This is a genomic window from Synechococcus sp. H60.1, assembly GCF_047462335.1.
Classification (GTDB): Bacteria; Cyanobacteriota; Cyanobacteriia; order Thermostichales; family Thermostichaceae; genus Thermostichus.
On sequence record NZ_JANSJA010000062.1, the window covers coordinates 1 to 11640 of the forward strand.

General features: G+C 60.9%; 8 protein-coding genes and 1 pseudogene. 6 read left to right on the forward strand and 3 right to left on the reverse strand.

The window, feature by feature from the left end; all coding sequences use genetic code 11:
• Window positions 1-100 precede the first annotated feature (100 nt).
• Window positions 101-1882 carry an ABC transporter substrate-binding protein gene (locus NW852_RS03275; protein ID WP_414334655.1) on the forward strand — a complete coding sequence of 594 codons (1782 nt, stop codon included), beginning with the start codon at window positions 101-103 and terminating at the stop codon, window positions 1880-1882.
• A gap of 1 nt (window position 1883) precedes the next feature.
• Here the strand turns inward: NW852_RS03275 and NW852_RS03280 are convergent, their stop codons facing one another.
• From NW852_RS03280 to NW852_RS03290, 3 genes are all read right to left on the reverse strand, one after another.
• Entirely contained in the window at window positions 1884-4049 is a 2166-nt protein-coding gene (locus NW852_RS03280; protein ID WP_414426463.1) for a glycogen debranching N-terminal domain-containing protein, read from the reverse strand.
• A gap of 57 nt (window positions 4050-4106) precedes the next feature.
• Entirely contained in the window at window positions 4107-5189 is a 1083-nt protein-coding gene (locus NW852_RS03285; RefSeq protein WP_414371775.1) for a glycosyltransferase family 4 protein, read from the reverse strand.
• Window positions 5190-5396: 207 nt separating this feature from the next.
• The gene (locus NW852_RS03290) at window positions 5397-6137 is read right to left on the reverse strand and encodes a hypothetical protein (protein ID WP_414371772.1); all 741 of its coding nucleotides are present in this window, start codon (window positions 6135-6137) and stop codon (window positions 5397-5399) included.
• Window positions 6138-6389: 252 nt separating this feature from the next.
• Here NW852_RS03290 and purF point away from each other — a divergent pair, with 252 nt between their 5' ends.
• The 5 genes and pseudogenes from purF to NW852_RS03315 all read left to right on the forward strand — a co-directional run.
• Window positions 6390-7937, forward strand: coding sequence for an amidophosphoribosyltransferase (gene purF, locus NW852_RS03295; RefSeq protein ID WP_414426464.1), 1548 nt, complete (start codon window positions 6390-6392; stop codon window positions 7935-7937).
• Between the two features lie 41 nt (window positions 7938-7978).
• Window positions 7979-8506, forward strand: a complete 528-nt coding sequence (def, locus tag NW852_RS03300) for a peptide deformylase (protein ID WP_414371768.1) — start codon at window positions 7979-7981, stop codon at window positions 8504-8506.
• Between the two features lie 8 nt (window positions 8507-8514).
• Complete coding sequence (locus NW852_RS03305; RefSeq protein WP_414366096.1) at window positions 8515-8931, forward strand: thiol-disulfide oxidoreductase DCC family protein; 417 nt, start codon at window positions 8515-8517, stop codon at window positions 8929-8931.
• 451 nt (window positions 8932-9382) lie between these two features.
• Window positions 9383-9724: pseudogene (locus tag NW852_RS03310) on the forward strand (pentapeptide repeat-containing protein); the annotation flags it as partial.
• 12 nt (window positions 9725-9736) lie between these two features.
• The coding region (locus NW852_RS03315; RefSeq protein ID WP_414426466.1) for a pentapeptide repeat-containing protein at window positions 9737-11640 on the forward strand (1904 nt) is incomplete at its 3' end.

The following is an 11640-nucleotide window of genomic DNA, read 5'->3' on the forward strand; positions in this document are numbered from 1 at the left end:
TCCCTCTGGGAGAGGGGCCGGGGGTGGTCGCGTGAGCGGCGCGGAGCGCTTGGGCCGCCGGCGGGCCCCCTCAAACTTGCTCGGATACTCAGCAAAGGAAATGGCAGGCCAAAGCAATACCTCAACAGAGCAGCTCAAGAGCAGCCTTTTTGCCCCCCTATTCCTAGGGATCCTCCTTCTCTGGCTTAGCGCCTGTGCTGCCCCCGCTCGCCCGCCCCACCTGATTGCCACCGTCACCTCGGATCCCAAAACCTTCAACACCTATCTGGCCACCGAGAGCTCCAGCCGCGACGCCATCGCCTACCTGGAGGCGGGCCTGGTCACCCTCGATGAAGATACCCTCCTGCCCAAGCCGGAGCTGGCGGAAGGCTGGGAAGTGTCTGAGGACGGCTTGCGCTATGTCTTCACCTTGCGGGAGGGGCTGCGCTGGTCGGACGGGGAGCCCCTGACAGCGGCAGATGTGGACTTTACCTTCAACCGCATCATCTTTGACGAGCGGATCCCGACCTCGGCGCGGGATGTGTTGCGCATCGGCGAGGCGGGGGCGCTGCCCCAGGTGCGGGCCTTGGACGAGCGGCGGGTTGAGTTTGTCCTGCCGGAGCCCTTTGCCCCTTTCCTGTTGCAGGCCGGATCCCCTCTCTTGCCCAAGCACATTCTGCAGCCCACTGTGGAGCAGGTGGACGGCCAGGGCAACCCCCTCTTTCTCCAGACCTGGGGAGTTGACACGCCGGTGCAGGAATTGGTGGGGGCCGGCCCCTACATCTTGCAGGAATATACCCCCGGACAGCGGCTGGTGTACCGTCCCAACCCCTACTACTGGAAAGGGGAAGGGATCCCGCGCATCGAGCGGGTCATCCTGCGCATCGTGGACTCGGAAGATACGGCCCTGTTGCAGTTTCGCTCCGGCGAGACCGACGTGTTTTCGGTGCGAGGCAGAGATTTTCAGCTCCTGAAGCGGGAAGAAGAACGGGATCAGTTCAGGATTTACAATCTCGGCCCCACCCTCAACAACAATTTCTTTGCCTTCAACCTCAGCCGGGCCCGCAACCCCCAAACCGGGCGGCCCTTTGTGGATCCCGTCAAAAGCCGCTGGTTCAACGATTTGAACTTCCGCCGGGCGGTGGCCCACGCCCTGAACCGGCAATTTTACGTCGAGAGCGTCCTGCAGGGGCTGGGCGAGATCCAGCACTCGGTCTTCTCCCCCGCCAGCCCCTTTTACCTCAGCCCGGCAGAGGGCCTGCCCACCTACGACTACGATCCCGAAAAGGCGCGGCAACTGCTCTTGGCTGCCGGCTATACCTACGACGCCGAAGGCCACCTACGGGATCCCGACGGCAACCGCGTCCGCTTCAGTCTCATCACCAACGCCGGCAACAACCAGCGGGAGGCCACCGGCGCCCTGATCAAGGCCGACCTGGCGCGGATCGGCATCACCGTTGACTTCACCCCCATTGCCTTCAACACGGTGGTGCAGCGCACCGACAGCCGCGACTGGGAAACCTTGTTGCTGGGCTTTGGCGGCGGCGGCACCGAGCCCAACAACGGCTCCAACATTTGGCGCAGCGATGGCCGCCTGCACCTGTTTAACCTGGGGGATCTGCCCGGCAATCCCGCCGAAGGAGTGGAAGTGAGCGATTGGGAGCGGGAGATCGACCGCATCTTTATTGCGGGGGTGCGGGAGCTGGACTTTGAAAAGCGCAAGGCCCTCTACGACCGCTTTCAAGTGATCATCCAGGAACAACTGCCCCAGATCGGCACCTTCAACCCCCTGGTGCTCTCGGCCCTGCGCAACCGCCTGCAAGGGGTGGATCCCCGCCCCATCCTCGGCCCTCTCTGGAACCTGGATCAGCTTTCCATCCAGGACATGCTGCAGGAGCGGTAGCCTACCTCACCGTCAGCTCCACCTCCCCCGTGCTCCTGAGGACGTTGATCCCCACCCCTCCTGCCTGGAGATACAGGCCGATGTCCAGGGATCCCCGCCCCACCTGGATGTTCTCAAGAGTTACATGGGGCAGCCACAGGGGCAGGGTGGGCTGGGTGAGGCGCACCTGCTGGGCCAGCCCGTCGATCTCCAGGCCTAGGCAGGCCTGCAGCAGCAGGAACACACTGGCCGCTGCCCACGACTGGGGCAGACAGGCCACCGGGTAGAGGGTGGGGCCTTCCCGCTGGCGCCGGCGAAAGCCACAGAACAGCTCCGGCAGCCGCCGCAGCTCCAGAAACTGGCTGGCATCAAACAGGGCCGTCAATACTTGGGCTGCCTCCGCCTTGTAGCCATAGCGGGCCAAACCTGCTGCAATCAGGGCGTTGTCGTGGGGCCAAATGGAGCCGTTGTGGTAGGACATGGGGTTGTAGCGCCCTTCCCCTTCCGCCAGGGTGCGGATGCCCCAGCCGCTGAAAAAAGCGGGCTCCAAAAGTTGCCGCGCGATGCGCTCGGCATGCTGCGGGTGGGCGATCCCCGAAAACAGGCAGTGGCCCATGTTGGAGCTGCGCACACGGCAGGGCTGCTTGCGCCCGTCCAAAGCCAGGACATAGCCGCCCAGCTCCTCGCACCAAAACTGCTCCCAAAACCGCTGCTGCAGCTTTTCCGCTTGCTGCCGCAGTTGCGCTGCTTGCTCGTGCCGCCCCAACAGCTCCGCCATCTCCGCCGCCAACAGCTTGGCCTCGTAGGCGTAGCCCTGCACCTCGCACAGGGCTATGGGTGGCTCGGCCAGGGATCCGTCGGCATAGAAGATGGCATCTTCCGAGTCTTTCCAGCCCTGGTTGCGCAGGCCCCGCCGCGCTTTGCCGGCATACTCCAAAAAGCCGTCGCCGTCGGGATCCCCGTAGGTGTCCATCCAGTGGAGAGCTGCCTCGATATTCGGCCACAACTGCCGCAACAGCTCGAGATCCCCACTGCGGCGCACATAGCGCCCTGCTAGCACCACAAACAAAGGAGTGGCGTCGATGCTGCCGAAGTAATTGCCAAAGGGGATCTCGCGCGTCTTGGCCATCTCACTGTAGCGCTGCTCGTGCAGGATCTTGCCCGGCTCGGCATCGCGGCTGGGATCCACCTCCTGCGCCTGGTGGGCTGCCAGGTACAGCAACACCCCCCGGGCCAAGTCGGGGAACCACCAGAGGGTGGCCAAGGCGGTGATTAGCGCGTCGCGGCCAAAGACCGTGGCAAACCAAGGCACCCCGGCGTGGGGATAGAGCCCATAGGGGGTGCGGGCCAGCATCATCACCAGGTCGTCCCGCGAGGCGTTGAGCCACTCGTTAAACTGGGCGTTGCCGGTATCGATGCGGTGGGCCAGAGCTCTTAGCGCCGCCCGCTGCTCCCGCTCCGCCTGCAGCGCCTCCTGGTAGGTCAAAGGCGGGATCTCCTCGCCGCCGTAGCTGCAGACGACCCTCACCTCCAAGTCCCGCTCCTCCTGCGGCGCCAGCGGCACCCACCACTGCGCCAGCTTTTCCGAAACCACGTCCGGAGGAGGGGAAAACAGGATCCGGGTTTGCCGCTCCACCCCGTCCAGGCCGCGGTAGCGCAAGGTTACCCCTTCTGAGCTCACCTGGGCCGGCAGCAGTTGTCCCCGCTTTGTCCGCCGGATGCCGCGAATCTCAAACATATCGGCAAAATCGGCCTCAAAGCGCAGGGTAAGGGGCACGCGGAGCGTCTCCAAACCGTAGTTGTGAAGGCGGATCCGCTCATAGGCCACGTTGTTCCATAAAAAAGTGGTGCGCAGGACGTGCAACGTCTCCTGCTCAATGAACTGCCCCTCCGAGGTGGTGAACTCGGGGTTGGTGAGATCCACCGCCAGAATATCCTTGTCTTCCCGCACCTCCGAGCTGAGCAGCAAAAACTGTTTCCCCTGCAAATCCAAGACCAGCCGTGACAAGAAGCGGGTATCGTCGCGGAACAGGCCGTGATCCCGGATGCCGAGGGGGCGCATGTTGCCCAGGCGGTCAAAAATAGCAAAGCAGTTGTCCTGCTTGAGGACATGGGGACGCGCCTCCACCAAGGAAGCGCTGGCGCGGATGTAGTACTGATCCTGAATCTGGATGATGTCTTCGGCCATCTGCGTCTTCCCACCCAACCAAAGGAGCAAAACAGGAGCCCCCAGATAGCCCCAGCTTTACCTAGGCAGGGTTGACAGGCCGGGGGTGGCTTTCTTCGAGCGCTCCTGCCGTTCGTTCACCAATTGGTTGTAGAGAGCTTCGTATTCCGACACCATCCTCTCAACGCTAAACCGCTCCTCAAACGCCTGCCGCACCCCCGCTCGGTCAAGGGATCCCACCTTTTCTACTGCCTCCACTGCCTCCTCCACCGAGTCCACAATAAAGCCGGAGCGGCGGTCGGCCATCACTTCTGGCACCGAGCCAAAGCGAGTGGCAATCACCGGCGTGCCACAGGCCATCGCTTCAATCATGACTAGCCCAAAGGGTTCCGGCCAGCGGATGGGAAACAGCACCGCATAGGCCTTGCCCAAGAACTCGCTCTTCTCCTGTTCGGTGATTTCCCCCACGATCTCCACATTGGGGTGGCGGCTGGCCAAAGGCTTAATCTCTAACTCATAGTACTGGCGATCCACGGCGTCAATTTTGATAGCAGCTTTCAGCGGCATCCCCGCCCGCGCGGCAATTTCAATGGCCGTGTCCAGCCCTTTCTCCGGCGAGACCCGGCCCAGAAAAGCCAGGTAATCTCCCTTTTCTGGATAGAAACGGTGCAGATTCAGGGGCAAACCATGATAGACCGTCCCCACCCAGCGCGCCTGGGGCAGGGGCCGCCGCTGGGCATTGGAGATGGAGACCACTGGGATGTCCTGAAACTCGGTGTAGAGAGGCTGCAGCTCCGGAATGTCCAGCCGCCCGTGCAGGGTGGCCAAAAAAGAGACTTGAGGGTGGCGGCGGGCCAGGGCGTAGGGGTAGTAGTCAATGTGGCCGTGGATGATGTCAAACTCATCGGCCATCTGAAAGGCTTTCTCTACCATCAGGATGTGAGGAGCCACCGTGTCAATAGCCGTGGGATCCAAGCGCAAAGCCCGCTCCCGAAAAGGGATGAGACGCGCTTGGGTTTGGGAGTCGCCGCTGGCAAATAGAGTCACCTCGTGCCCACGTCGCACCAGCTCTTCAGTTAACCAAGAAACCACCCGCTCCGTACCGCCGTAGAGCTTGGGGGGCACGCTCTCGTGCAACGGGGCAATCTGGGCAATGCGCATCGTTATCCTCCGAACCCAAGGAGTAGCTGTTGGGGTTGTTGGCGCGTTGAAAGGCACTTTCCGAGCGCTGACCCTGGCAGCTTGTTACAGAATTCTCCTGCTGCCCGCAACCCCTTGGCCCAAGCAGGATCAAGACAGGAATCCATCCAGAGCCAGGCCTAACCTCTATGCTAGCCGGCTAAGCCTCCTGCAGGGGTTGGCGAATGGTTAGGTGGGCCTAGGGCTAGGCGTTGGTGTGGACGAAGGGCTGGGACGAGGGGAAGGGCTGGGCGAAGGCGACACTGAGGGAAAAGGATTGGGCGTGCCGGTCGGGGTTGGTGTTGGGGTGGGTGAGGGCGTCGGCAGTACCCGCAAGGGGGCTTTGGCGGAGGCAATGCGGCCTTGGCTGTCTGCTACCATGGCCGTAACCTCGTAATCTCCAGGGGGGGCAGAGGCCGGAATGGTGATGGGAAGGGTGCCGATGCAGGTTCTGCTGTTGACCTGACAGCCGGCGGCAGCGGCGGTGAAATCAAACGTGAGGGTGAGGGGGTTCTGTCGGATTTCCACCCGGAAGCTAATGCCGCTGCCCAAACCCGCAGGAGTTGTAACGGCCACCAAGACATTGAAGGGCACCGTCTGTCGGGCGTCCGTTAGGGCCACCACGGCAATCGAAGGTGGCTCTGCTGAGAAAGATGCGGTGGGGGAAGGACTGGGGCTAGGGAAAGGATTCCAGAGTGGAGTGGGGGTCGGGGTGAGCAAAGGCGTCGGGACAGGACTGGGGACGAGAAAAGGAGTGGGTGTTGGCGCCACAACCGTTACCGGCACAGGAGTAATGGTGACTGAGGGTTGCTCGCGGCCATCTTCTTGGCAGGCCACCAGTGACAACGACAGAAAGGCGGCTACACTGGCTTTCATCCAAGAGACCGCTAGCGCCCAACTGCGGCGGAATCCAGAGGACGGCTGTTTCATGGGCTTTGGCTCCTCACAACACAAGCTTGGGGGGTTTGTTAGAAGAACCGAGTCTCGGCAGCGTTCAACTCGAAAACCCGCACAGTCCTGCTCCCTTAACGGCGAGTCTCGCAGATCCTCCTAACACTATAGATAGAGTCTCATCTTTTCGCAAACACTATGAGTGGTTCCTGCTGCATGGGATCCGCCTTGGCGGTGAGATCTCAAGAGCGCTCGGGTTAGACTGATAAGTGCCACAGCAAGAGGGGATCCATGGCAGCAAAGGTGGAAGCAGAACCATCGCCAGCTCAGGAAGGGCCCAAAGAGGCCTGCGGCGTGTTCGGCATTTTGGCCCCCGGCGAGGAGGTGGCCAAGCTGACCTACTTTGGGCTGTTTGCCCTGCAGCACCGCGGCCAGGAATCGGCGGGGATTGCCACCTTTGAGGGGGCCTTTTGCCGAGTGCACAAGGCAATGGGGCTGGTTTCCCAAGTGTTTGACGAGGTGAACTTAGGCCAGCTCAGCGGCGATCTGGCAGTAGGCCACACCCGCTACTCCACTACAGGATCCAGCCGCATGGCCAACGCCCAACCGGTGATTGTGGAAACCCGCTTGGGGCCGCTGGCTTTGGCTCACAATGGGAACTTGGTCAATGCCGAAGAGCTACGGCGTGAACTGGAAGCTGCCGAGTGCCACCTCACCGGTAGCACCGACTCGGAATGTATTGCCCACACCATTGCCCAGGCAGTGAACCAAGGTCAAGACTGGGTGGGAGCCACCTGTCAAGCCTTGCGCCGCTGCCGCGGGGCTTTCAGTCTGGTTATCGGCACGCCAGAAGGCCTGATGGGGGCGCGGGATCCCTACGGCGTGCGTCCGCTGGTGTTGGGGCTTTTGAGCAGCAACCCCGCCAGACAGGAGCTGCTGCAACCGCAGAGGCTGGGGATCCTCTGCAGCAACGGCACGCTCAACCACCCAGAAGCCCAGCCACTGCACTACGTGTTGGCCTCAGAAACCTGTGCTTTGGATATCATCGGGGCGGATTATCTGCGCCAGGTGGAGCCGGGGGAGCTGGTGTGGATTGACCGTCAAGGGCTGCAATCCCTGCGCTGGGCGGAGGCCAACCCCAAACTGTGCATCTTTGAGATGATCTACTTTGCCCGCCCCGACAGTTGCATGCATGGAGAGAGCCTCTATTCCTACCGCGTGCGGCTGGGGGAACAACTGGCCAAAGAAGCCCCGGCGGAAGCTGACTGGGTAATAGCAGTGCCTGATTCCGGCACACCGGCAGCCATTGGCTATGCCCGCCAGTTGGGGATCCCCTACACCGAGGGGCTAATTAAAAACCGCTACGTGGGCCGCACCTTTATCCAACCCACCCAGTCGATGCGGGAGCGGGGCATTCGTATGAAGCTCAACCCCCTCGAAGACGTGCTGCGGGGGAAGCGGATTGTGATTGTAGACGACTCAATTGTGCGGGGCACCACCAGCCAAAAGATCGTCAAGGCCCTGCGCCAGGCGGGGGCCACCGAGGTTCACATGCGCATCTCCAGCCCGCCGGTTACCCATCCCTGCTTCTACGGCATTGACACCGACAGCCAAGATCAGTTGATTGCCGCCAAGTATTCGGTGGCAGAAATTGCTGAGAAGATTGGGGTGGACTCACTGGCCTACTTGAGCTGGGAAGGCATGCTGGCCGCCACAGGTCGGGATCCCAATTCCTTTTGCTCGGCTTGCTTTACCGGTCACTACCCCATTCCCGTTCCTGAAGGGCTGAAGCGCTCCAAGCTGGCTCTGGAGACGGCAGCCAGCCGCAAAGATCGCTAGCAAATGCTGGAGAGTCTGCAGAGGGGGTCTGAGAGCACGCTATGACCTTGCGCCTGCGACAACTGGGGGATCCCATCCTGACTCAAGTGGCTGAGCCGGTCGCCGAGTTTGGGACGCCGGCTTTGCAAAACCTACTTGAAGAGATGCTCGCCACCTTGAAAGAGGCGCAAGGGGTGGGTCTGGCCGCTCCCCAGGTGGGATCCCCTCTCCAGATCCTCATCCTGGCCTCCCGTCCCAACCCTCGCTATCCCGATGCACCCCAGATGGAACCCCTGGTCATGATTAACCCCCGTCCCTTGGCCTTGAGCGACGAGCAGGTGTTGGGGTGGGAGGGCTGCTTGAGCGTGCCCAACTGCCGCGGCTTGGTGGCCCGTGCCCGCGAGGTGGAGGTGGAGTATTACACCCCTGCGGGATCGCGGCAGCAGGTGGTCTGGCGGGACTTTCCGGCCCGCATCTTCCAGCACGAATACGATCACCTCTTGGGCCGGTTGTTCCTGGATCGGCAGCCGCAGCAACTGCTTTCTGAGGCCGACTACCAAGCCCGGATTTTGGCCCAGCCCCCTGCCTGAGGATCCCTATGCCCTACCTGGTCATCTACGACGGCCTGTGCAACCTTTGCGCCAATGGGGTCAAGCTTTTAGAGCAACTGGATCGCGGCCAGCAGTTTCGCTACGCCCCCATGCAAGACACGGCCACCCTGGCCCAATGGGGGATCCCACCCGAGCAGATGGAACTGGGGATGATCCTGATCGACCTGGAGCAGCCAGAGCGCCGCTGGCAGGGATCCGACGCCGTCGAACACATTGCCGCCCTCTTGCCCAGCGGATCCCTGTGGCTGGCCCTCTACCGCAACCTCCCCGGCCTTAAGCTTTTGGGAGACTGGGGCTACGCCCAGATCCGGGATCACCGCTACGAGTGGTTTGGCCGCCGCGACACCCTTTATCTACCTGCTGACTACAAGCGTTGCCGGGATCCCCTGGCCCAGACCGACTGAGGCATGGGTAGCTGAAACGGTTCGTTATGTTGTTACTGCTACACAACGCAGTCGCAAACGCACCGGCAGCGCGGAGTGCCTAGAGAACGTCTTAATCGAGTTTGAAATAACCATCAATTCAATTGTCTAGCACAAGGGATCCCTTTTCCAGGTTTGAACTCCTCTTCTCAAGCCTGGCGTGCTTGAAATGCTCTAGACAATCTTAAGACTCGATTAAGACTGACTTCCTGCGGAGAACCCCTCAAGTTTGACTTGAGACCTCTCCAGGGTCAAGGTAAAAATAGAGACGAAGCTAGCCAACAGGGGGTGGGCCGTGGCTATCAGCGAGGGCGGACAAGTTGCCGGTAGTTCAGAGGTTATTCAGTTGGTTCCTAGAAGGGGGGATCTCGTTAGCGGAAATGGAGCTATTGGAAGTTTTGGCGAAAGAAGCAGAAAGCTTTTTCTACAGACAATGCTACAACCCCTGGATTGGGAAGTGCAGTTTGCGGTTTGGAAAACCCTACTGAACTCTGGCATCCCTCAACTGGTGCAAGTAGCAAAAAGATATCCCGTTCCCCTACGTCCAGTTGGAAACCCTGAAGAGAGATATCGAGCCGGCGAGCGGGACTTTCGCTGGGCAGATCTGGGGAGGGTCAACCTTAGCCGGCTAGATCTAAGGGGGCTTGACTTAAGCGGGGCCAGTTTAGTTCGGGCAAGGCTGAGCCAGGTCAATCTAAGCCACACCAGCCTGATTGGAGCCAACCTCAGCCAGGCAGACCTCAGCGGCGCAGATCTGAGAGGAGCCAACTTAAAGGGAGCTAATCTGATGGGGGCCAATCTCATTGGCGCCAACTTGCAGGGAGCCAATCTGGCAGACGCCAACCTGAAGTGGGTCGTCATTTCCCCCGAAACGCAAATTGACCGCAAGTGGCGGCTGGTCTGGGAAATTGTCAATGGCCATGCTCAGGGAAAAAACCTAGCTCAGGCGGACTTGAGCGAGGCCAACCTGGATTGGGCTGACCTGCGGGGGGCCAACTTGGCGCAAGCAGACCTAAGGGGGGCAAGGCTTGTCGGCGCCAACTTGCAGGAAGTCGACCTCCAGGGAGCCGACCTCCGGTGGGCCAGCTTGGAGAGAGCCAACCTCAGTCGGGCCGATTTGAGCGCAGCTTGCCTGCAACTGGCCAGCCTGCGGGGAGCCATCCTTTCCCCTGAAACCCAAATAGACCACAAGTGGCGGCTGGTCTGGGAAATTGTCAATGGCCATGCTCAGGGAAAAAACCTAGCTCAGGCGGACTTGAGCGAGGCCAACCTGGATTGGGCTGACCTGCGGGGGGCCAACTTGGCGCAAGCAGACCTAAGGGGGGCAAGGCTTGTCGGCGCCAACTTGCAGGAAGTCGACCTCCAGGGAGCCGACCTCCGGTGGGCCAGCTTGGAGAGAGCCAACCTCAGTCGGGCCGATTTGAGCGCAGCTTGCCTGCAACTGGCCAGCCTGCGGGGAGCCATCCTTTCCCCTGAAACCCAAATAGACCGCAAGTGGCGGCTGGTTTGGGAAATTGTCAACGGCCACGCTCAGGGAAAAAACCTAGCTCAGGCGGACTTGAGCGGGGCAAACTTGAGCTGGGCAAATCTAAGCGGGATCAGGCTCACTGGCGTGAACTTGGTGGGAGCCGACCTGAGCGGGGCCAACCTCTGCGGCGTAGACCTACAGTGGGCAGAGTTGAGCAAAGCCAATCTAAGCCAGGCGGATCTGAGGGGGGCCAACTTAAACCAAGCGGATCTCAGCGGGGCAGACCTAAGCGGTGCCAACCTCAGTGGAAGCAGCTTGATCAAGGCCGAACTAGCCAAGGCCAAGCTTGTGGGGGCCAAGTTGGCGCAAGCCAACCTCGTCGGAGCCAAGCTGAGACGGGCTAAGCTCAACGGCGCAGATCTAAGGGGGGCCAGCCTCATCGGGGCCGACCTCAGCGAAGCCAAACTGGGCAAGACAGACCTGAACTTGCCTAGCTTGAGATGGACGGTGATTTCTGTAGAGGCCAGTCCGGAGAGTAGCTGGTGGTTCATGATTTTCCATGCTGGCGCCCATTCGCAGGAGCTGAGCCAAACAGACTTGAGAGGGGCGGACTTGAGAAAGGCCAACCTCAGCCGGGCAGACCTCAGCGGGGTAAGGCTCAGTGGAGCTAACCTAAGCCAGGCTTATTTGATTGGGTCAGATCTGAGCGAGGCCAGCCTAGGTGGAGCCAATCTAAAGAGGGCCAAGCTGGGCGAGGCCAACCTAACCCACGCCGATCTCAGCGGAGCCAAGCTGAGTAGGGCCTATCTGGGCAGAGCCAACCTCAGCGGCGCCGACCTGAGGGGGGCAGATCTGGAGCTGGCCAGTCTGCCGCGGGTGATCCTTTCTCCTGCAACCCAGATCGAGGCCAAGTGGCGTCTGGTGTGGGAGATCGTCAACGGTCAAGCCTCCAAGAGAAACTTGAGTGGGGTTGACCTGAGCGGCGCTAACTTGAATTGGGCCAAGCTCAACGGGGTGCAACTGGTCGGGGCAAACCTAAGTGGAGCCAGCCTCATTGGAGCGGATCTAGGAGGATCCAACCTCAGCCAAGCCAATCTGAGGAAGGCCAATTTGAGCTACGCCAACTTGGAGGGATCCAACCTAGACAATGCCATCCTGGAAGGCGCAAAACTTGATTTTCAGTGGCAGTGGATCTGGCTCTCCCTTTGGTTCAAAGGTTTGGC